At 72.7% G+C, this 22007-nt stretch carries 15 protein-coding genes and 2 pseudogenes; 5 read left to right on the forward strand and 12 right to left on the reverse strand.

The features are described 5' to 3' along the window. Positions 1 to 88: 88 nt before the first annotated feature. The 5 genes from AMK27_RS08420 to AMK27_RS44145 form a co-directional block, all read right to left on the reverse strand. On the reverse strand, positions 89 to 766 hold the full coding sequence (locus AMK27_RS08420; protein ID WP_073904387.1) for a response regulator: 678 nt from the start codon (positions 764 to 766) through the stop codon (positions 89 to 91). Then, complete coding sequence (locus AMK27_RS08425; RefSeq protein WP_079188296.1) at positions 763 to 2094, reverse strand: sensor histidine kinase; 1332 nt, start codon at positions 2092 to 2094, stop codon at positions 763 to 765. The genes AMK27_RS08420 and AMK27_RS08425 overlap by 4 nt, the downstream gene beginning before the upstream one ends. Continuing rightward, positions 2087 to 3253 carry an acyltransferase family protein gene (locus tag AMK27_RS08430; RefSeq protein ID WP_073904389.1) on the reverse strand — a complete coding sequence of 389 codons (1167 nt, stop codon included), beginning with the start codon at positions 3251 to 3253 and terminating at the stop codon, positions 2087 to 2089. Before AMK27_RS08430 ends, AMK27_RS08425 begins: the two co-directional genes overlap by 8 nt. Next, complete coding sequence (locus AMK27_RS08435; protein ID WP_073904390.1) at positions 3246 to 4199, reverse strand: alpha/beta hydrolase; 954 nt, start codon at positions 4197 to 4199, stop codon at positions 3246 to 3248. The genes AMK27_RS08430 and AMK27_RS08435 overlap by 8 nt, the downstream gene beginning before the upstream one ends. A gap of 220 nt (positions 4200 to 4419) precedes the next feature. Next, on the reverse strand, positions 4420 to 5448 hold the full coding sequence (locus AMK27_RS44145; protein WP_073904392.1) for a peptidoglycan-binding domain-containing protein: 1029 nt from the start codon (positions 5446 to 5448) through the stop codon (positions 4420 to 4422). Positions 5449 to 5782: 334 nt separating this feature from the next. On the opposite strand from AMK27_RS44145, the pseudogene AMK27_RS08445 reads away from it, so the two are divergent. After that, positions 5783 to 6682, forward strand: a pseudogene (locus AMK27_RS08445) (class E sortase); the annotation flags it as partial. A gap of 33 nt (positions 6683 to 6715) precedes the next feature. On the opposite strand, the gene AMK27_RS08450 reads toward AMK27_RS08445, so the two are convergent. From AMK27_RS08450 to AMK27_RS08460, 3 genes are all read right to left on the reverse strand, one after another. Next, the gene (locus tag AMK27_RS08450; protein WP_073904393.1) at positions 6716 to 7411 is read right to left on the reverse strand and encodes a response regulator transcription factor; all 696 of its coding nucleotides are present in this window, start codon (positions 7409 to 7411) and stop codon (positions 6716 to 6718) included. Positions 7412 to 7742: 331 nt separating this feature from the next. Further along, entirely contained in the window at positions 7743 to 8231 is a 489-nt protein-coding gene (locus AMK27_RS08455; protein WP_073904395.1) for a hypothetical protein, read from the reverse strand. 513 nt (positions 8232 to 8744) lie between these two features. Next, entirely contained in the window at positions 8745 to 9521 is a 777-nt protein-coding gene (locus tag AMK27_RS08460) for an MHYT domain-containing protein (RefSeq protein ID WP_079188298.1), read from the reverse strand. A gap of 349 nt (positions 9522 to 9870) precedes the next feature. On the opposite strand from AMK27_RS08460, the gene AMK27_RS08465 reads away from it, so the two are divergent. Together AMK27_RS08465 and AMK27_RS41150 are read left to right on the forward strand one after the other, a co-directional pair. Continuing rightward, complete coding sequence (locus AMK27_RS08465) at positions 9871 to 11508, forward strand: PAS domain-containing protein (protein ID WP_073904398.1); 1638 nt, start codon at positions 9871 to 9873, stop codon at positions 11506 to 11508. 476 nt (positions 11509 to 11984) lie between these two features. Further along, positions 11985 to 13289, forward strand: a pseudogene (locus AMK27_RS41150) (PAS domain-containing protein); the annotation flags it as partial. A gap of 464 nt (positions 13290 to 13753) precedes the next feature. Here AMK27_RS41150 and AMK27_RS08475 read toward each other — a convergent pair. The 3 genes from AMK27_RS08475 to AMK27_RS08480 form a co-directional block, all read right to left on the reverse strand. Continuing rightward, complete coding sequence (locus AMK27_RS08475; RefSeq protein WP_079188382.1) at positions 13754 to 17035, reverse strand: S8 family peptidase; 3282 nt, start codon at positions 17033 to 17035, stop codon at positions 13754 to 13756. Positions 17036 to 17573: 538 nt separating this feature from the next. Then, complete coding sequence (locus AMK27_RS44150) at positions 17574 to 17699, reverse strand: hypothetical protein (protein WP_274535740.1); 126 nt, start codon at positions 17697 to 17699, stop codon at positions 17574 to 17576. Between the two features lie 165 nt (positions 17700 to 17864). After that, positions 17865 to 18365 carry an RrF2 family transcriptional regulator gene (locus AMK27_RS08480; protein ID WP_073904401.1) on the reverse strand — a complete coding sequence of 167 codons (501 nt, stop codon included), beginning with the start codon at positions 18363 to 18365 and terminating at the stop codon, positions 17865 to 17867. A gap of 110 nt (positions 18366 to 18475) precedes the next feature. Between AMK27_RS08480 and AMK27_RS08485 the strand changes: the two genes are divergently transcribed. Continuing rightward, on the forward strand, positions 18476 to 19222 hold the full coding sequence (locus AMK27_RS08485) for an SDR family oxidoreductase (RefSeq protein ID WP_073904402.1): 747 nt from the start codon (positions 18476 to 18478) through the stop codon (positions 19220 to 19222). Positions 19223 to 19361: 139 nt separating this feature from the next. Here AMK27_RS08485 and AMK27_RS08490 read toward each other — a convergent pair whose 3' ends face one another. Beyond that, positions 19362 to 20576 carry a glycoside hydrolase family 64 protein gene (locus AMK27_RS08490; RefSeq protein ID WP_073904404.1) on the reverse strand — a complete coding sequence of 405 codons (1215 nt, stop codon included), beginning with the start codon at positions 20574 to 20576 and terminating at the stop codon, positions 19362 to 19364. A 496-nt stretch (positions 20577 to 21072) separates the two neighbouring features. On the opposite strand from AMK27_RS08490, the gene AMK27_RS08495 reads away from it, so the two are divergent. Then, on the forward strand, positions 21073 to 21897 hold the full coding sequence (locus AMK27_RS08495) for a class I SAM-dependent methyltransferase (RefSeq protein ID WP_073904405.1): 825 nt from the start codon (positions 21073 to 21075) through the stop codon (positions 21895 to 21897). The last annotated feature ends 110 nt before the right edge of the window (positions 21898 to 22007 follow it).

Here is a 22007-nt window from a genome sequence, read left to right on the forward strand (position 1 = left end):
AGAGCGATCTGAAACGGCCCTCGATCGTTTCCGGGGGTCGGCAGCCGGCAGCTGGCAGCTGGCAGCCGGCGGTCGGCGGTCGGCGCGGTCAGTGGCCGGACGGGCGGACCAGGCCGGTGTCGAAGGCGAAGACGGCGGCCTGGGTGCGGTCGCGCAGGCCCAGTTTGACCAGGATGCGGCTCACATGGGTCTTGACGGTCTGTTCGGCCACGACGAGACGGACCGCTATCTCCGCGTTCGACAGGCCCTGCGCGACGTGGGCCAGGACCTCCGTCTCCCGCTCCGTCAGCGTGCCGACGCGTTCCTTCAGGGGGCTGCGCGGCGTGGCGCTGAGCCGTGAGAACTCCGCGATCAGGCGTTTGGTGAGGTCCGGGGCGAGCAGGGCGTCGCCGCGCGCCACCACCCGTACGGCCTCGGCGAGTTCGTCGGCGGAGGCGTCCTTCAGCAGGAACCCCGAGGCGCCGGCGCGCAGGGCCTCGTAGACGTACTCGTCGAGGTCGAAGGTGGTCAGGACGAGGACCTTCACGGTGGAGCCGGCGGCCGCCGTGAGCTGGCGGGTGGCCTCGATGCCGCCGGTGCCGGGCATGCGGATGTCCATCAGGACCACGTCGGGGGAGAGTTCCGCGACCTTGGCCACCGCGTCGGCGCCGTCCACCGCCTGACCGACGACCTCGATGCCGGGTTCGGCGTTGAGCAGCACCGTGAACCCCTGTCTGACCATCATCTGGTCGTCCGCGATGAGGACGCGGATGGTGCCGCTGGTCATGTGCCGTCCTTGGGGGTGTCGAGGGGCAGGGTGGCGGTCACCTCGTAACCGCCGTCCGTGGTCGGACCGGCGACCAGTTCGCCGCCCAGCATGGCGGTCCGTTCCCGCATGCCGAGCAGGCCGTGGCCGAGACCCGGTGACAGCGGGAGGGCGGAGGGGGCGACGGAGCGGGGGGCCGGGGCGTTGGAGATCCGGAGGGTGAGTCCGGTGGTGCGGTAGCCGGTCTCCACCCGCACCGGGGCTCCCGGTGCGTGCCGCATCGCGTTGCTGAGTGCCTCCTGGACGATGCGGTACGCGGACAGTTCGACGCCGGGGGAGAGCCGGCGGCGTTCTCCGCTGATGGCGCTGTCGACGGACAGGCCGGCGGCGCGGACGTTGTCGAGCAGGTCGTCGAGCCGGTCCAGGGTGGGTTGCGGGGCGTGCCGTACGGAGTCGGCCGCCGGGTCCTCCGCGCGCAGGACACCGAGGACGCGGCGCAGTTCGGTCAGCGCCTCGACGGCGTTCTGGCGGATGCCCGCCAGGTTCTCCCGCAGTTCCTCGGAGGGGTTCTCGACGAGGTGCGGGGCCACCTGTGCCTGGATGGAGATCACGGACATGTGGTGGGCGACGACGTCGTGGAGTTCGCGGGCGATCCGTCCGCGCTCCTCCAGGACGGTGCGCATGGCCCGCTCCTCGGCGGTGAGGACCTCCTGCTCGACCAGCTTGTTCCGGGCCACCCGGCTCAGCCGCAGGGAGGCGCCGACGACCGCGGCGACCGAGAAGGCGAGCGCGCCGCCGGCCAGTTCCTCGTTGTGCACGATGCCCGAGGGCACGGCCGTGCTGCACAGCCCCGAGAGCACGGTGAGCAGGAGCGTGGCGGCGGTGACGAGCGGGGGGACGCGCAGCGCGAGGAGCAGCACCACGAAGGTGTGCATGACGATGCCCCACATGCTCCAGGGCCAGAGCATGTCGGGTCCGACGGTCGCGTCGGCGATCTCGGAGAGCAGGACCAGGCTGAGCGTGGACAGCCACCAGGCGGGCACCGGGCGGCTCAGGGCGAGGATGAGGGAGGCGGCCTGGAGGATCACGAGGAGCTCGACCGGAGGGGTGAGGACGGTCATCGCCTCCCCGTACTCGGCCATCTTGGCGACGCCCGCGAAGACGGCGAGCAGCACGAGGTGCCCGTGCGGGAGCCAGCCGAACCAGGTCTGACGGGGCAGCGGGTCGCGAGCCGTCGTCCACAGTCCGCGGCGCAGCGTGCCCGGGGCCCTGCGCAGGGCGGCGCCCAGCGCCCGCCCGTAACCGTCCCCCACCCGTTCCCCCTTACCGGTCAGGTCCACCCTATGCACGCCGCACCTGCTTCCTCGCGGCGGGTCGCCGCGCCCGGGACGGACGCCCGCCGCCCGCTTCGTACGTACGGAAGACGGCGGCGCACACGAGCAGCGCGAGCCCGAACACGGGCAGCCAGGCGAGGCGTGCGAGGACCCAGCCGTATCCGTCGGGGACGGTGTGCAGACCGGGCAGCGGGCCGTGCCCGGTCAGTCCGGAGGCGAGGAGGCCCAGGACGGTGACGGCCATCATCGCGGTCTGGTGCCACAGGAAGACCGTCATGGCACCGAGGTTGAGCAGGGCGACGGCCGCCCAGGCGGCGGGCCGGCGCAGGGCCCGGCGCAGCGGTCCCGCGCACACGAACGCCGCGCCGCACTGGGCGATGCCGAAGGTGACGGCGGCGAGCGTGGGCGGGTTGAGGTTGGAGACGGCCGCGCCGGGCACGCCGACCATGGACGCCGGATAGCCGGCGAGGACGACGAGCAGGGCGGTGGCCGCCGCACCCGTGATCAGCAGGGTCCGTCCGAGGGCCCGTTCCCTGACGCCGCGCCGGGCCCACAGGGCGCCGAGGCAGTACGGGACGAGCCAGCCGGCCACCACGTTCGTCCAGCCGAGCCAGTCGGGTCCGCCGAGGCCGAAGCGGACCGCGTCGACGTGCAGGACGACGGCGAGCGGCCACAGTGGGTGCACCTTGGCGACCAGCGGGGTCGCCGCCGTGAGGGCGGCGAAGACCAGCAGGAACCAGAGCGGGGAGAGAACGAGCCTGCCCAGTGTGTGCACGGTCTGCCAGGGCACCCCGCCGAGCGTCATGGCGAGTGCCGCGGCGGCCCATACGGCGAGGACGACGGCCACGGGCCGGAACAGCCGGCCGAGGCGGGCGATCAGCCAGTCGCGGTAGGACGTGCCCCGGGCGAGGGCGGTGGTGTGACTCCCGGCGGCGACCCGTCCGCCGACCAGGAAGAAGACGGCCAGCGTCTGGAACACCCAGGAGACCGGGGTGAACTCGGGCAGCCGGCTCAACGGGCTGACGGCCCGAAGGGTGCCGCTGTCGCTGGTCAGCGCCGTGACGAGCCAGTGTCCGAGGACCACGCCGAGGATGGCGAGGGCGCGAAGGGCGTCGAGGGCGCGGTCGCGGCCGGGCGGGGTCGCGGCGTCGATCCGGCGGGCGAGGTCACGCATCGGCCGGATCCCGTCCCGCGACGATCCGGGCCATGTTCCGCAGGGACATGGAGCCGGGGCGGAGGTAGTCGCTGTGGCCGCCCGTGCCGGCGTCGAAGACCCGGGCGCCGAACTCCGGGGCGACCGGGTCGGTGCCGAAGCCGAGTTCGCCGAACGGCAGGGAGGCGCGGACGTGCGGGACCTGGGAGATCCAGTCGTCCGTGCCACGGCCGGCCCAGACGGTGGCCGGGGTACGGAGGTCGGCGGCACGGCCGGCGCCGGTGCCGGGGCTGCCGTAGAGCACGAGACCGGCGACGGGGAGACCCTCCGCGGCCTCGGCGCAGACGACGGAGCCGTACGAGTGGCACAGCAGGGTGAGGCGCGCCCGCGGTGCGGCGGCGGCCAGTTCCCGTATGAAGGACGCGAGGAGCGGGGCGGCCTCCTCGGCGCGGCCGGAGGTCGTCGCGGCGGCGCTGAGGGTGGCGGGGGTCCGGTAACCGAGCCAGGTCAGGACGGCTGTCCCACGGCCCAGTTCACGCTGCAGGGCGGCGGCCCCGGACCGGAGGCGCGCGCTGTCCAGCCGGGTGTCGGAGCCGGGCACGAGGACGGCTGTCCGGGTGGCGCCCGCGAGGTCCCCGAACACCTCGACGCTGCGGCCGCCGTCTCGGCCGTCGAACCAGAGGAGCCGGTGGTCCTCCCCGGCCATGGCCCGCAGGGTGGCGGCGCGTCCGTGGTCGCCGTGGGCGTCGGCCATGGCCTCTGCGGCCCGGACGGCGGAGCGGTTGGCGGCGTACCGCGCGGTGAGTTCGCCGGGCGAGGCGAGCGACAGGGGGGCCAGCGGGGCGGGCGCGGGTGCGGGCACGGCGGCCGGCCCGGCCGCACCGGCGGTGGGCACCGCCACCGAGGCGGCGACGAGAGCGGCGAGCAGGGTGCGGCGCAGGCGGCGGCTGCGCGGGCGGGACGCCATGGCGTGGTCCTTCCGTACCGGGGTGGTCCTCTGTTCCGGTGCCGAAGCTATGGATCACGCCGGGTAACCGACGTCCCGCCAGGGGGGACACTTGCCGCGTAGCTCTGGAGTACTACGGGTACGGGGCGGTGCGGGGTTCGTGCCCGGGGGTTTGTGCGGGGGTTCGTGCGTGCTCCTCCGGAACGGCTCCCGAGATCCGAGGGGTCCGCGCGTCGCGGGGTCAGCCGGTGCCGCCCGGGCCGCTCCATCCGCCCAGGGCGCTCCACCTGTCACGGCCGCCCCGGTCGCGGTGGTCCGGACGGTCGCCGCGACGGGTCTCGGCCTGGAGGGCGGCGCGGGTCAGCGGGCCGTACACGCCTCGCTCCTCGTGGATGCCGCGGAGCATCTGATAGCGGCTCAGGGCCGCTTCCAAGAAGGGGCCGAACGTGCCGTCGGCCGATCCGAAGTACAGGTAGAGCCGCCGGAGCCGACGCTGGAGGTCCTCGACCTCGGGCCCGGTGCTGCCCAGGCGGAGGACCCGGGTGTCCGGGCGTTCGGGCGGCGGGGTGGTGCGGCTCGGGGCCGGGTCGGGACGGTGGGTGGCGGGGTGCGTGGGCGGCGGGGAGGTCCGCGTGGTGGTGCGGGGCGCCTCGGAGCTCGTCGTACGGGCGGACTCGGTCGGCGGAGCGGTGGTCGGGCCGGCGGCCGGGGGCCTCGCCGTGCCGGTGCCAGTGCCTGTGGCCGTGGCCGTGGTCGGGGGCGCGGTGGCCGGCGTCGTGGGCCCGGAAGGGGGTGTCGGCCCCGACGTCCGGGCGGGGGAGGGTGGTTCGGCGTCCGGGGTCTCCTGGCGCGGCGGGAGATCGGGCATCGTGAGGCTGAGCTTGTCCGCGGGCTCCCGCTCCATCCCCGAGGTCAGCCCCACCGACAGTCCGATGCCCGCGGCGAGCGCGCCCGTGATCAGCAGCGGCAGCGACATGCCGCCCCGGTCCACGGGCTTGGCGGCGGGCGCGGCCCTCCGGGCCCGCGGGGCCCTCCGCAGGTGCCGGGGCTTCCCCGCACGGTGGCGCGCGCGTGAGCCACCCGCCGCGGGGACCGTCGGCGGGCCCGGCGTGGCGTCGAAGAGCTCGACGTCCTGTTCGCGGGCCCCCGGGCCGTCGCCGCCGGGGCGGGCGACCTTCCCGAAGACGTCGTCACCAGGCGCGGGACACGGCTCCGGTTCGGGGGCGGAGCCGACTGCGACTGCGGTGGTCAGGGCAGTCCTGTTGCGCATGCGGGTGCTCCATATGTGGTGAAGCGGTGAAGGTGGGAGGGAGTAGAGGAGACTTTGACCGCCGCTCAAGACAAGCGTCAACTGGGGACGAGTGGCGCAAAGTCGGGCGCTCGCGACGTTGATTCTTAAACAACCCTTAATAAGTGACGCACATCACGTCCACACATGTACATGTGGCTGACGTGCCACCAGATCGGCCTCCGAGCAGCCGACTTCACCGGGCGCCGGCACCCGGGGTCATGCATATACAGTTCCGGGTGATGCCATAGAAAACAGGAGGCAGAAGCACATGCCATGGCGCGTCGACCCCGGCCGGAACAGCACACGCGGCAGAGCGCGGCGCGGGCGTCGTCGCACCGCGCACGCACCCGTCGAACCCCTTCCGGTCTCAGGGTCCGGCCGGGCCGAACGCCGCCGCGCCGCCGCCAAGAAGGGCCGCGGCAGACGCCGCCGGACCGTGCCCGCGTCGGACCTGGGCGCTGCCCGCGTCGCCGACGGGCCTCCGCTCTCCCGCGTGGCGGCCCGGCGGGCCGCCCGCGCCGCCAAGGACAGCGTCGGTGTCATCGCCAGCCGTGCGGTCGGGGAGCTGTTCATCACCTTCGGTGTGGTGATGCTGCTGTTCGTGACGTACCAGTTGTGGTGGACGAACGTGCTGGCCGGGCAGGAGACGGACCGGGCCAAGGAGCGGATCGAGGACACCTGGGCCAACGACGACGGCGCGGGGGACGACAGCAAGCCGGGGGCGTTCGAGCCCGGCGAGGGCTTCGCCATCATGTACATCCCCAAGCTGGACGTCGTCGTCCCGGTCGCCGAGGGCATCAACAAGGCGAAGGTCCTCGACAAGGGCATGGTCGGCCACTACGCCGAGGGCAGCCTCAAGACGGCCATGCCCTCCGACAAGCAGGGCAACTTCGCGGTCGCCGGCCACCGCAACACCCACGGCGAGCCGTTCCGCTACATCAACCGGCTCCAGCCCGGCGACCCCATCGTCGTCGAGACCCGCACCGCCTACTACACCTACGAGATGGCGAGCATCCTCCCGCAGACCGCGCCCTCGAACGTCTCCGTGATCGAACCCGTGCCCAAGGGCTCCGGCTTCACCGAGCCCGGCCGGTTCATCACCCTGACCACCTGCACGCCCGAGTTCACCAGCACCTACCGCATGATCGTGTGGGGCAGGCTGGTCGAGGAACGCCCGCGCAGCCAGGGAAAGCCGAAAGCGCTCGGGGGCTGACGAGCCGGGGAACCCACGCGGCCGCCACGTCCCTCAGGCCGCCGCCCCCGGGGCCTCCAGTTTGATCCCGACGTTGCGGACCGTGTGAAGGTACCGGGGCCGGGTCGCCGACTCCCCGAGCTTCCGGCGCAGCCAGGAGAGATGGACGTCCACCGTGCGCTCCCCGCGGTAGGTCTGCAGCCACACCTGCCGGAACAGTTCGCTGCGCGCCACCACGACTCCGGGGCGCCACGCCAGGTACTCCAGGAGGTCGAACTCCTTGCGCGTCAGGTCGAGCGGGGAGCCGTCCAGGACGGCCAGGCGGCGCGCCCCGTCGACGGCGAGCCCGCCCACCTCGACGACGTCCGGGCACAGGCCCCCGCTGCCGGAGGCCGCGCGCCGCAGCACCGCGGTCATCCTCGCGATGAGGTGCTCCACGGAGAACGGCCTGACGAGGTGGTCGTCGGCGCCGCTGCCCAGGACCCGCACGATCTCCTGCTCGTCGCGCCGGGCCGTCACGACGACGACCGGGATGTCCGAGACGGTACGGAGCATCTTGAGCATCTCCAGCCCGTCGAGGTCGGGCAGGCCCAGGTCGAGCACCATCACGTCGAACGGCTCGTTCAGGACGGCGCGCAGCGCGCCCAGAGCGGTCCCGCAGTCCCGCACGGTGTAGGAGGCGTCGGAGAGCCGCCTGTGCAGGGCGGAGCGAACGGACGGATCGTCGTCGACGAGAAGCACCTTTGCCATGCGAGGCACGCTACGTGACACACATATGTTCCGAGAGGCCGGGGCAGGTGTCGAAGGAGGGGCAAGGGCATGGCATGTGTCGGCTGCGAAGTACTCAGGGCGAGGTCGGCGGCTCATCGCCCCGGGCGGCCACCGCCGAGGGGCGGGACCGCACATCTGCCCGGTTAAGGATCTTTAAGGCAAGGGAGAGCCCGCGTTAACCCCTCCCTCGCGGATCGCCTCCTAAGATGGCGTCTGCCGCTGACGGCGATCGCCGTCAGCCCTCGTCGGTGGAGGGGATCGCCGGCCCCGGACGGCCCCGTCGGGCGTGAGGGCAGGAGGGACCGCCGCGCTACTCGGCGGGGGTGGCGGCGGTGTAGAAGACGGAGGACCCCTGCTTGGTGCGGTGTGCACGGCCCTTGGCGACCAGGTTCTCCAGGGAGGTGCGTACGACAGTGGTCTGGATGTGCCGGTCGCGGTGCTGCTCGGCGAGGACGGTCGTCACTTCGGAGGCGGAGCAGGGAGCACTGCTCGCGGCGAGGTGATGGCGGATCAGTTCGACGAGCGTGGGCTTTCCGGCAGCGGAATTCTTGTCGCCTCTCCCGGCCTTCCCCGCTTTCCCGGCCTTCTGCCGGGGGACCTGGCCGCCGGATTCGGCGGCGCCGGCCTGAAGCGCCTGCTGGAGACTGAGAAGAACGCCGTGGTCGTGCATCAGCTCGTCGAGTTCGGCCGTGAGACGGGCGACCTCACCGCGGATCCGCTCCTGCTCCGCCACATTGTGCTGGAGATCGTCGGCGACCTTACTGCTGTATGCGGACGTGAGCTCTGTTTCTCCCGGCATACTTCCCTCTTCGTCGAATGGGGTGGGACGCACACGGCGTCGCCCCGTCGCTTTTCCGCTGTCGGCTGTTCCGCTTTTCGCTGTTCCGCTTTCCGTTTGTCGCTCTGCGCTTTTCCGGAGAGGGATCACATCAGTGGTGCCGCGCCGCGGCGGACCAGGCCCAGGCCGTGCCGAGAGGCGTCGACTCGAGGGTGCGGAGCCGCGACACGTCGCTGTGTCTGCTGATGGCACGCGCTCCCTTCGAACTCGCGGTCACGCCGCGGATGCCACGGGAGGACGCGGAATCCGAGTGCACCTGATGGCGTGTTGCGGCGCACGGTCGGCTGCGTAAGCCGACGACCACTGTAAGGCATGGTCTTCACATACTCGGTTTTCGGGTATCGGGCATGCCATCGGCGAGCACTATTGGCCATGTGACCAATTCACGGCCAAGAAATTGCGACATAAACAAAAAGCGCCCGCTTCCCGGTGGAACCACCGGGAAGCGGGCGCCGGGCACGGGCCCGGTGCGGGTCAGCGGCGCGCGACCCGGGGGCGCCGGTCGATGTCCGCCTCGTCGTCGCCGAGGATCAGCAGCGGGTCGAACATCACGATGGTCCCGGCCACGATGAGGAACGCCAGGGCTCCCACCAGCATGGGCAGGACGACCGCGGTCGGCGACCCCGTCCCGGCGCCGGTCGTCGTATGGGTGTGGAGTTCCACGGAGAGCGCGGACATCCCCGTGTAGTGCATGCCGGTCACCGCCACGCCCATGACCAGGCTCGCGCCGATCGCGGCCGACAGCCCCCGGACGGAGACCGCCGCCCAGAGCGCCGCCGTGGCCGCCACCACCGCGATCGCCACGGAGGCGAGGACGGTCGTGGGCGCGTACTGGACACTGCCGCTCATCCGCATGGCGGCCATGCCCGTGTAGTGCATGCCGGCCACACCCAGGCCGGTGAAGAGGCCCGCGGCCAGGAGAACGGGGAGGCGCGTGCCCCGATAGGCGACGGCACCGACGCCGACACCGACCGACACCACCGCGAACAGCAGACTCGCCAGGGTCAGCGGCCCGTCGTAGTCGATGGCGGTCTCCCGCACCTTGAAGCCGAGCATCCCGATGAAATGCATGGTCCAGATCCCGCATCCGATGGACGCCGATCCCAGAAAGAGCCACCAGGGCATTCTGCGGCCGCTGCGTACCGATCGGACCGTGCACCGCAGCCCCAGCGCCGATCCGAGGCACGCCGTGATGTACCCCGCGACAGGAGTGACCAGCCCATAGCTGAAGCCGTCGATCGTGCCTTGCATGAATTTCCCCTGGCTGTTCATGAAGTGTGTATGTGTCAGGACTCGCGAGGTCCCGGCGGACTCTACCCGACATATGTCTGTGGGCGGACGCATGTTTTATGACCTCGATGGCATGCTCGGGCACCTTCCTTAAGAAAGTCCTAAGTATGGGTGCGCACACATGGCTAACAGGCCCTCCCGTGTTTCCATGTGGCGGACGCGCGGGGCACATGACCGGCGGTGGGCGGGCGACGACGTGGTTCGGACGGAACCCGAGAAGCTAGGGCGGGAGGCCCGCCCTCGCCCGTGCCCCGGCCTCGCAGACGAACGAGAGCCCACAGGCGGCCCGACAGGCGGGAAGAGATCAGCGGTGAACTTCGAGAACAGCCATGCGGTGCTGTCCCCCGAGAGGGCGGCGGGCCACGCGGTCCGGCCTCACGAGGACGTGGTGGACTTCGTTCCCGACGCCGTGCTGATCGTCGACGACAACGGCACCGTGGTCAGGGCGAACCTGGCGGCGGCCGCCCTGCTCGGACACGAGAGGCACACGGTCGAGGGGCGGGGGGTGCTGGACTTCCTGCCGTCCTTCGACTGGAACCTGACCCGCCCGCCGGCGGCCCCCGAGGACCCCGGAAACCCGCACACGGCGCGCGTCCGCACCACGGCCCGGGCGGCCGGGGGCCGGAGCTTCGCCGCCGAGATCAGCACCGTACGACTGGACCGGCACACCTTCCACGAGGGCATCCCCTACGGTTCCTCCCTGGCCATCTCGCTGAGGGACGTGACGCCGGACGAGGACGACCGAGCGGCGCTGTCGCGCTCCCTCCTGCAGGCCGAGACCGTGCTCCGCACCGCCGGTGAGGCGCTGATCGGGACCGACGCCGAGGGCAGGATCGACCTGGTCAACCCGGTGGCGGCCCGTCTGCTCGGCGGAAAGGCCTCCGAGTTCGGCGGACGCGAGCTGCGCTCCCTGCTCGTGTTCCTCGGGTACGACGGCGAGCCCCTCGACGCCGAGGACGCCCCGCTGACCCGTGCCCTGCGCACCGGCCTCCCGAGCAGGCTCCCCGCGCAGGAGCTGAGGACGGGCGACAGCACCCGTCTGACCGCGGACGTCTCCGTCCGCCCCGTCACCGAGGAGGGCCGGGTCGTCGGCGCCGTCGTCGCGCTCACCGACCTCCGCCCCTACGAGCGGCTCGCCGACGAGTACGTCGCCGCGCAGACCCGCTGCCTCCGCAACCACAAGGCCGAACTCGAACGGCAGCAGCGGCGTACCGACCGGGCCGTGGGCCACACCCGCGAGCTCACCGAGTTCCTCTCCGGCCCCCTGATGGGGGCGCTGCACCACCTGTACGCCGAGCTGAGCCGGCTGGCGGACGACAGTTCCCGCCCGCTGTGGCCCGAGGCGACCGCCGGCCTCGAAGCGCTGGCGGCCGACGTGCGCATGACGATGGCCCTCGTGGACAGCCGGTCCCAGCCGTACCGCCACGACAGCACACCGGTGGGACCGCAGCGGCGCACGGTGCTCATCGACGAGGTGGTGCAGGCAGGAGTGCGGGCGGCGGCGACCTTCGCGGGACCGGGGCGCGTGCGGTTCTCGGTCCACGCCCCGAGGCTCCTCGTCCATGTGGACCCCGACGACATGACGAACGCCGTCGGCCGGCTGATCGCCGATGTCATCCACACCGAGGACGACGCGGCCGACCTCGGCCCGCACCACGTCTTCGTCGCGGCCCTCCACCAGCGCAGCCTGCTGCGCATCGAGGTGCGCGGCCCCTACAACGGCGGGGCGCGCGAGCACGTCGACATCGTCCAGGGCATCGCCACCGCCCACGGCGGGACGCTTCGCACGCACCGGGCGCCGGGCGTCAGCGGCAGCACCTACGTCCTGGAGCTGCCCTCGGCCGTCGAGGACGAGGGCACGGCCGATGCCGATGCCGATGCCGATGTCGGCGAGACGTCCGCGGCCGCACTCCGGCCCACGGGCCGCCACCGTTCCCTGACGGCCTAGCCGTCGGGGAGCCGGAGGAATCCGGAAGGCGCACGGCGCGGACGGCCGGACGGGGGAGACCGGATCATCCGCGCCGTGCGGAGCGCGCGCAGATGACGCCCTGCCCTCCAGCGGGGGACGCCGGGCAGGACGGAGGTGCCCCAGGGAAGTGGGTGACCTCGTGCACGCGGAAGAAGTATGGCATAAACCTACTGCTCATGTGTCATACGAGACACGATATATGACACATCGTCATGCCGTACGGGAGAAGGGGGGCCGCACTCCGGGCCGCCTCATCCCAGCCTGATCAAGACCTCAAGGAACCCTTAAGGATCGCCGTCCCGCACGTCCGCACCTCACATATGCCACCACCGGATGGTTAGGTCTTCCGTAGCTCACCCACCACCGCTGGGCTCCCACCCTCCTCCCCGCGCAGGTTCGGCCGTCCCGGCATCCGGACATCTGCCGGTTCCCGGGCCCGGAAAGGAAACGTCGCCATGGTCCTGCCCCTCTCCCGAGGCGCCGCCCGCCTCGCGGCCCTCCTCGACGCCCTCCCCGACGGCCTCGTGCTGGTCGACGGCAGCGGCACGGTCGTCAACGCCAACACCGTCGCCCTCGGCATGTTCGAGACCCCCGGCACCGCGCTCGTCGGACGCGAACTGCCGGATCTGCTGCCGACGTTCGACACACGGCTGGTCCCGCGCTCCGCGCACCGCCCGCAGCCCGCGGGCGAGCGGGCCATGACCACGGCCAAGCGGATGACCGCCCGACGCGCGGACGGCGCCGAGTTCCCGGTGGAGGTGACCGCGGTCGGCCTGGAGGACGGCCAGGAGGGGAACGACCCGCACGGGCTGCACCCCGGGTGCGCCGGCGGCGAGCTGCTGATGCTCGTGGTCCGCGATCTCACGGGCATCCCGGACACCGAGGCCGAACTGGCCCGCTCGCAACGGCAGACCGAGATGATTCTGCGGGCGTCCTCGGAGGGCGTCGTCGGCACGGACACCGACGGCAGGGTCGTCCTCGCGAACCCCGCCTGCACCGGGATCCTCGGCTACCGCACCGCCGAGCTCGACGGCGCCGAGCTGCATCCGCTGATCCTCGGCAAACGCGCGGACGGCACCCCGTTCCCGTACGGGGAGTCCCCGCTCGCCGACACGCTCAGGTCCGGCCGGAAGCACCGGGTGCGCGGCCAGGTCCTGTGGTCCAGGGGCGGCGCCCCCGTACCCGTCGACCTCACCACCGCCCCCGTGCGCGACGGGGACCGGATCGTCGGCGCCGTCATGACCTTCACCGACCGCAGGCCCTACGAGGAGCTGATCGCACGGCACGCCGCCGAGCGAGGGAAGCAGGCGGAGCGATACGCCGCTCTCGCCGCCCGGCACGCCGAACTGACCGCCGTACTCGCCGGGTTGCGGCCGGACGGAGCCGACGCGCCCGCCGCGGTCGATCCGGAGCCCCGGCAGCGGGAAGAGACGGTGCCCACCGTCGCCCGGCACCCCACGACCCTGGGCACCCTCGTGACCGCCGGCATCGACAAGGCCTCCGCGCTCACCGGTCCGCACCGGACGCAGTTCGCCGTGCACGCCCCGCCCGTCGTCGTCACGGTCGATCCGGCGCGCACGTCGACCGCGCTGGCCCATCTGATCGCCGACGCGTCCGGGGTCACCTCCGCGGGGTCTGCCCGCTCCCGCGCGGGGGCCGTGCCCCGGGCCGACACCACCGTCGTCATCACGGCGTCGCTGCGCGGCGACCGGCTGCGCGTCGAGATCTCCGGCCCCACGGCGGTGAACGACCCCGCCCACGTCCTCGTCGCGCGCGGGATCATCGACGCCCACGGCGGAGACCTCACGGCGCGGGAACACCCCCGGGGTTCCGGCCTCACCTATGTCGTCCAGATCCCGCAGGCATCCCCGCCCGTCCCGGCGACCCCGTGGCTCGCGTCGTCCCGCCTCCCGAGGGCCGTCCAGGACCCGGTCGCCGGCTCCTGGATCATCGGCGCCGCGGTCGGCGCGCACCGGGACCGGACGGCCGCCCGCTCCCGCCCGTACGCGGTCCCGGCCGAGCCGGCCCCCCGTCTCCTGGGCGGTGGCGCCGCGGCCGAGCAGCAGCGCATCGTCCAGCTCCTCGCCAGGATCAGGCGCGACTCCGCCTGACGCGCACGGGGCCGTCACGGCCGCACGGCGCCACCACCCGAGGGTGGTGGCGCCGTGCGGGTGCGAACGCCGAACGGTCCCCCGTCCGGCGTCCGATGTCTAACGGAGCGGGGTCACTTGCCGAGCCACGCGTCGTGGACCGTCAGCGTCGACGTGTTGCCCTGTTTGTCCTTGACCACCGCGTGGAGCGAGATCCCGTTGTCCTTCGCGGGGCTCTTCACGGAGATCGCGCCGTTCCGGACCTGAACACGCTGCCAGGTCTTCCCGCCGTCGTAACTCACCGAGACCTCCAGGGACATGAGGTTCTTTCCGGCGGCGGAGCCCTGCACGGTCACCGGGACGACGACCGGAGCGTGCTCCGGGGCGCGGGAGGCGAGGTCGACCGGGGCGGAGAAGCGGACCGTGGACACCGGCAGTGCGGTGGTCGCCGTGACCGGCTTCGAACGGAACGTGAAGCCGGTCTCGACACGTGTCGAGGCGGCGGCGAGCCGCGCCGAGCGCTCCACGGACGTCACCAGGCGGTACTCGGCGTCGGAGCCGTCGACCGTGAAGGGCTGGGAGCCGGTCAGCGCGTCGTCGTTCTCGGCGACCTTGACGCCGTCGCGGTACAGCGTCGACGTGGCCGAGGTGTACGGGGAGTACCCCGAGTGGCCCGTGCCGTCGGCGAGCAGCGGCAGCGAGCCGACGAGCTGCTGCTCGCCCGTCGCCGGGTCGGGCGCCGTGCGGAACACGCCCGCGTTCCCGCCGAGGAGCGGGCCGAGGACACCGGTGTTGAACGTCTCGCGGTACGTCCGGCCGGCCTCGTACCGCTTCGGCCGGGTCATCTCCCAGCTGCCCTCGAAGGCCGGGTAGCCCCACTGGTCGCGCTCGCCCGCCTGGGTGAACTTGGTGACCCACTCGACGTCGTCGGCGGTGGAGACGTAGAAGGTGCGCGTGCCCGGCGCCGGCTGCAGGTCGGAGAAGCCGTTGCCCTCCGGCGCGCCCGGGATGCGGGCGAAGGGGGAGACGAGGGCGGACTTCCCGGGGGCGGAGGCGCCGAGGCCGACCTTGAGCGTGGCCAGCTCGTTCGCGTTCACGTGCTTGGTGTAGCCCGTCGAGACCTTGGTCGTCCTGCCGCCGAAGGCCACCGAGTACTGGCTGGTGGCGTCCTTGAGGAAGTGGGCGTCCCAGGTCTGCAGCAGCGAGCCGTCGGTGACGGCCGGACCCAGGTGGGCGGTGCGGAAACCGGCGAAGCTCCTGAGGACCCAGCCGTTTCCGACCCGGCCGATGTCGGTGCCGCCGAGCTCGTAGTACGTGCCGCCGTAGTCCACCGCGTCGATGCCCGGCACGGTGAGGTCCACCGGCTTGGTGATGCGCGCGTCGGCGGTGACGGTGGTGTCGCCGGAGATCTCCAGCTTCGGCTGGGCGATCCAGTCGGTGCCCTTGGTGTAGTCCGACGGGTCCTGGTAGACGGCCGTGTTGAAGGTGTACGTGCCCTTCGGGACCCGGAGGGTGTGGCTGCCCGGTTCGTTGTCGATGCGGGTCTCGAAACCGGCGGCGGCGCCGGAGACGCCGATCAGCGTGCTGTGGAAGGTCTGGGCGTCGGCGCCGTCGCGGCCGACGGCCCGGAGCGTGACGTCGTACGACTCCGCCTCGCGGACGGCCACCGCGGCCGTGCGGACCGACTGGCCCGCGGCGGTGGCGGTGACGTGGGCCGAGTAGCTGCCGTCGGCGTCACCGATCCGGGTGTCGGCGGTCAGGTCGACCTCGGCCCGGCCGCCGGCCGGCACCGTCACCCGGTCGGCGCCGAGCGTGAAGAACCCGGCCGGGGCCGGCTTGCCCTTCGGGTCGAGCGTCGCCACCGACAGGTCGAGGGTGACGTCGGTGCTCCCGAGGTTGCGGTAGGCGACCTTCCGGGTGAGGGGCCGGTCGTCCGCGTGCGGCCACTGCGCCGTGCCGAAGTTCAGCGAGACGGGATCGGCGATGACGCTCTGCGTCAGCGCCTTGTCGACCTGGACGCGGCCGGAGCCCTGCTGGAAGGCGGTGTAGTCGCCGGCCTTGGCGGACGCGGTCAGCGCGCCCTTGAGTTCGGTGGACTTCCAGTCGGGATGACGCTGCTTCAGGATCGCCGCCGCGCCCGCGACGTGCGGGGTGGCCATCGAGGTGCCGTCGATCTGCAGGTACCCCGGAGCGGGGTGGGGCGTTCCGGGGCGGGTGTCGATCGCGCTTCCGGCAGCGGCGGCCGCGGCGATGGCCACGCCCGGCGCGGTCACGTCCGGCTTGACGGCGCCGTCACCGGCGCGCGGGCCGGTGCTGGAGAAGGCCGCGAGGCGGTCGTCCCGGTCGACGGCGCCGACGGTCAGCGCGGCGTCGGCGCTGCCCGGCGAGCCGATCGTCGAGGCACCGCTCTCGCCCTCGTTGCCCGCGGCTATCGCGAACAGGATGCCCTTCTCGGCGGACAGCCGGTCGACCGCCGCCTCCAGCGGGTCGACGCCGGGGCTGTCGGGGCTGCCGAGGCTGAGGTTGACCACGTCCGCGCCCTCGGCGGCGGCCCACTCCATGCCGGCGAGGACGGCGGAGTCGTCGCCGAAGCCGTCGTCGTCGAGGACCTTGCCGCTGATCAGCTTGGCGCCGGGGGCGACGCCCTTGAACCGGCCGCCGGACTTGGCGCCCGTGCCCGCGGCGATCGAGGCGACGTGGGTGCCGTGTCCGACCCGGTCCACGGCGTCGGGGGAGGCGGAGAAGTTCTTCTCGCCGACGACCTGGGAGCTGAGGTCGTCATGGGTCTTGTCGACGCCGGTGTCGAGGACGGCGATCTTGACGCCCGTGCCGTCGTACCCGGCCTCCCAGGCCTTGTCGGCGCCGATCTGCCGGACACTGCGGTCCAGGCTCGCCGACCGCACCCCGTCCAGCCATACGGTGCTGATGCCGGGGGCGGTGGCCCGCAGGCCGCTGCTCCGCCGGTCGGTCAGCGCGTCCCACACCTTCGCGATGTCGTCCGGGGAGGTACGGATGGCGTCGGCGCCCAGCGTCGGGAACGTCCGCCGCAGCTGGGTGTCGCCGGCCGTACGCACCTCGGCCCGTGCGGCACCGGCGCCGCCCTCGTACCGCACGATCAGCTTCAGCCCGTCGCGGTGGCTCTCGCGCAGCCGCGCGTCGGTGAGCACATCGAGGTCGAAGAGCCGCTGGTCCAGCCTGCCGGCGGCGATCAGCGGCTGCGCGTCGCTGGGCACGACCAGCGTACGGTCCTTGACGCGCTGCACCTGTACGGGTATCTGCTCACGGCCCCGGGCGGCTTCGAAGCCCACCATCCGGCCCTCGGCGTTCACCACCACGCGGTCGCCGGTGACGAGCGGGATCCGCTGGTCGCCGCCGGGGCGCGGGGTGTCGGCCGCGGCCGACACGGGGCCGGTCATGCCTGCCACCAGGGCCACGGATGTGGCCGCTGCGATGGTGAAGGCACGTGTTCTCTTCACATGTGCGCGCAAGTCTCCCCCAGGAGCTTGGGATGAGGTCGAGTGGTCGGTTCCGGCCGGGGCGCAACGACGCCCGCCGACAGGTGAGCGCAGTATGTGAGCTGATCAACGGCGTGACGGGCGTGGGGGATCCGGGTGCACGGTTTCCGGCCATCCGGAGGGCCCCGCGTGCGATGGGGCCACGACGGCTCTGTGACGGCACCATGACGGCCGGGCGATCCTTGTGCGACACCGGTGCCCCCGGACCGTCCGCTGCGCCGTGCCCGCCGCGCTTCCGGGGACCGCGCGCTCGCGGCCGGAGCGCGTCCCTCCTCTTGGCCGTATCCGCACCCTGGGGGAAGGCCCTTCCCGCAGGGTGCGGGAAGCCGGCCCGGCGGCGGTCGCCGGGCCGGAGCGGGCGCGGCGGTGTGGTCGCCGGGCCGGAGCCGTCGCGGCGGTATGGTCGCCGGGCCGGAGCCGTCGCGGCGGTGCGCGCGGGTCAGCCGAAGTCGGGGATCGGGTGGTTCGGGGCGAGGGCCGTGACCGGGGAGCCGAGCCCGAGGAGCGCGGCGAGGGCGGTGACCGCGGCGGCGCGGGACCGGAAGAGGGAGCGGGCTGGTCTCATGGCGGGAGTATCGGGCGCCGCGCCTCCGGCCGGTGGCGGAGGCACCGCCGACCCGCACCGATGTCACCCGTCAGGCCCGCGCGTGCGGGCCGCACTTGTCCGGCCCGTGCGTGGGGGCCCCGTCGGGCCCGTGCATGCGGGGCCCTCGCCCGTCGAGCCCTCGCGTCAGGACGCGCCCGTGGTCGGGTCCGTCCCGGCCGTCAGCCAGGAGCCGATTCCCGGGAGTGCCTCCGGCCCGCTCTCGTCCTCCACCGTCGAGACGAGATCGGCGATCGTGGTGCCCGCGAGCGAGGCGCGCCACGCGGCTTCCGCGGCGCCCATCGCGCGGGCGACGGGGCAGGTTCTCGTGCACTTCTCCGGCGGCGTCGCCAGCGGTCCCCGCTGGCGGATCTCGGTGCAGACGAACGCCGGATCCGACCCGTCGACGGCTTGGACGACGTCCAGCAGGGTGATCTCGGCGGCCCCTCTGGTCAGCACGTATCCGCCGGTCTTCCCCTGGACCGAGTGCACGAGGCCGGCCCGCGACAGTGCCTGCATCTGCTTGGCCAGATAGCTCGGCGACACGTCGTGCAGCTCCGCGAGGCGGGCCGCGGGCACCGGTCGGCTCGCGGTCGTGAGCACCACACAGCAGTGGAGTGCCCACTCCACACCACCGGACAGTTTCATGTCGCCTCCCCGTTTGACTCGGATACATCCTATCCGAGTATCATCTCGGACATCGGGTATCCGAGTTTGCGTCCCAGGGGCCCCGCGGGGTCCGCGAAGGAAGGCACACCATGAAGATCACCGTCATCGGCGGCACCGGCCTCATCGGCTCCCAGGTCGTCGCCCTGCTCCGGAAGGCGGGTCACGACGTGGTCGCCGCCTCCCTCTCCTCGGGGGTCGACCTGCTCACCGGCGCAGGCCTGGACGAGGCGCTCGCCGGTGCCCGTACGGTCGTCAACGTCAGCAACTCCCCGACCTTCGACGACCAGTCGCTCGACTTCTTCCGCACCACCGTGACCAACCTGCTGGGCGCGGGCGAACGCGCGGGCGTACGCCACCAGGTCGCGCTCTCGATCGTCGGCGTGGACCAGGTCCCCGACCTGGTCTACTACCGGGCCAAGGTGCTCCAGGAGGACCTGCTGCGCGACGGCCCCGCGCCGTACTCGATCGTCCGCGCCACGCAGTTCTTCGAGTTCATGGACGCCGTGCTGTCCTGGACGGCGACCGACGGCGAAGTCCGTCTGCCCGCCACCCCGTTGCAGCCGATCGCCTCCGCGGACGTGGCCGCCGCCCTCGCCGACGTCGCCGTCGGGGAGCCGCTGAACGGCACCCTCGACGTCGCGGGGCCCGACGTCCTCGCACTGGACGAGATCGGCCGGATCACCCTGGCCGCCCGCGGTGACGACCGGCCCGTCGTCGTCGACGACCGGGCGGGCCTGTTCGCGGCCGTCCCCGGGGACGTCCTCACGCCGGGGACGGGTGCCCACCTGGCGGCCACCCGCTACCGCGACTGGCTGAGCGCGTCCCTCGCGGGCTGATCGGCCCAGCTGCCCGCCGCCCGTTTCGCACGGCTCGCGACCAGGTCGGGAGCGGTTCCGTCGGTCCGGCCGGTCCCGTCGGCCCGCCGGTGCGGCGGCGGGCCGACGGTTCGACCGTCCTTCTGTCGGCCCCGTCGCCCTAGTTGAACGGGTCGAGCGTGACGTACGCCTGCTGCGGGTTGCCGTCGTGCACCAGCGACTCGTGCGCGCCGACGTCGTCGAAGGCGAAGCCGTAGGCCTTGCCGTCGGCCATCTGGGCGTGGATCTTGCGGGAGTAGTGGTTGGTGACCGCGTCCTTGTAGAAGTCGGCCGATGACGTGTCCGGCTGGTTCGGGTTCGTCAGCAGGGTGGAGCGGTTGTAACCCGCGCAGAGCGTACGGGAGATGGGGCCGCGCACCTGGTCGTTGGGGGCGTCGAGGAGCTTGTAGCAGCCGAAGACGCTGTCGGAGTCGGGCTTCTGGAACGACGTGACGACGGCCCCCGACGTGTTGGTGAAGTTCATGACGTTCCCGGAGACCCGGCCGAAGTACTTCACGGACGGCTGGTTCGCGAACGGTGTCACCGTCAGGGTCGACGAGGCGTACTTCGTCCAGACGCGGTTGATGTAGTCGTTCATCACCCCCGAGGGCAGCGCGCCGGCCTCGATCCCGTGGCCCGGGGCCAGGGCCCGCAGCACGGTGCCGTCGGCGCGGGTCTGGATGAGGTTGGCCCAGCCGCCGGGCTGGCCGCGCAGGGCGTCGTAGAAGCCCCGGTAGCCGCCGGGCTTGAGGCGGCCCGCGTTCGCGACGGTGCCGTTGGGCCGCTTCACGCCGACGGCGTAGGGCGCCGAGACCATGTCGACCTGGGTGCTGTTGAGCCAGAGGCCCGAGTCGTTGAGCGTGTACTCGGACCAGTTGAAGAGGATGTTCCTGTTGGGGTCGTTGGGGTTCTGCACCGCGGGCTGGACGAGACCGCCGGTCGCCAGCTTGAACACCAGCTTCTGTCCGTAGCTGAAGTAGATCCGGCCCGAGAACTTCGGCAGCCGGATCGTCATCGATCCGCCGTTGGCGGGACCGGCGATGGCGGCGTCCGGTGCGGGGACGGGGACGGAGCCGCCGGCCGGCCAGGGGTGGAAGGTGCCGTTCGCGTCGGCCCAGCCCTGCCGGCCCGTCGAGAGCTCGGTGCCGAGGTTGTAGACGTAGACCTGCTCGCCGCGGCCGGAGTTGTTCGTGAAGGTGAGCGGAATGGTCGCGGGGACGGCGGCCTGGACGGTGTCGGACGGGCCGGCGACGGTGACGACGGTGCCGATCAGCGCGGCGGCGGCCAGGGTCACGAGTGCGGCGCGGCTGTGCCTGCGCCTGCGGTGTGCGGACACGTGGGGCTCCTCGGAGGTGGGGACTCCGTGTGGGGGGAATCCGTGGGTGGGTGGGGGGTCTTGGGGTTGAGAGCGCTCTCAAGAATGGTGAGAGTGAGATGGACCTGTCAATGGTTGAGGGTGGAGCGGTGTGTGCGCGGGCCGGGGTTCGGGCCGGACCAGGGGCGGTGGGTCCGGGGTTCGGGGGGCGGACCAGGGGGCGGGTCTGGCTGGGTCAGGCGCGGCGGGTTCGGGGTTCGGGGCGGGTTCGGGACGCCCGATCGGCGCAGGCGCGGCGCGCCTCGGACCTGCGGGCGGTGGTCCGTGCAGGATCGACGGGAGGTGGCCGCTGCGCCGGGGTCCAGGACGGCGGCGACGCTCCCCGCCACCCGGAACCGCCCCCCACCTGAAGGGATCCGGTCATGACACCGTTCGAGGAACCGCCGTTGCCGGGTCCCGCCGACCGGGCGCCGGAGCGCGTCGAGCCCGACGCCCGCCCCGGCACCCGGGTGACGGCGTGACCACCGCCCCGCGCGGGGGCGTACCGGGTGAAGGCCGTTACGGTGAGGCCGTGTTCCCTCCCGAACGGGCCGGTGAGGGCGAGCGCATCGACTACGGCGCGCTCGCCTACGACGACATCACCATGGCGCGCTTCCGTGCGCTCGGGGTCGGTCCGGGGTGGCGGTGCCTGGACGTCGGAGCCGGCACGGGAACGGTCTCCCGTCGCCTGCTCGACGAGGCCGGAGTGACGGGCGTGCTCGCGGTGGACCGCGATGTGCGCTTTCTCGTCGAGCGCCCGGTGACCGGCCTCGACGTCATCGAGGCCGACGTCACCGACCCGGACTTCGACCCCGGACGGTTCCGGCTCGTCCACGCGCGTTTCGTACTCATGCACCTCCCCGAGCGGGACCGTGTGATCAGGAGACTCGCCGAACTCGTCGAACCCGGCGGCGTGCTGGTGCTCAGCGACGCGGTGGACCTGACGAGCGACCGGGCGCCCGGCACCCCGTACACCCTGGTGATGCGGGCGATGTGGCAGGCGCTGAGGGAGACCATCGGCACGGACGTCTCCTGGGTGCCGTCGTACCCGCAACTGCTGCGTGATGCGGGTCTGCTGCCCGTGGCCGCCGAGATCCATGTGCCGCCGCTGCTGGCGGGGAGCCCGATCAGCCGTTTCTGGGCGGACACGTGGGAGCGGAGCAGGGCGCCGATGCTGGCGACCGGTCTGGTCGACGACGCGGCCGTGGACGCGGCGATCCGGTACCTGGGATCCGACGGATGCGCCGCGCTGTCGGCGGGCATGCTCACGGCCTGGGGACGGAAGCCGGGGGAGGGTCTGTGACCGTCTGCCCTCCTGGGCGGGGCGTCTCCGGACGGTCCGCCGGGGACGCCGGGGACGGCAGGGACCGTGCGCTCGGTGAGGGGCGGCTCCCGTGCCGGGGAGGGCCCGCG

The sequence above is a fragment of the Streptomyces sp. CB02009 genome (assembly GCF_001905825.1).
Lineage (GTDB): Bacteria > Actinomycetota > Actinomycetes > Streptomycetales > Streptomycetaceae > Streptomyces.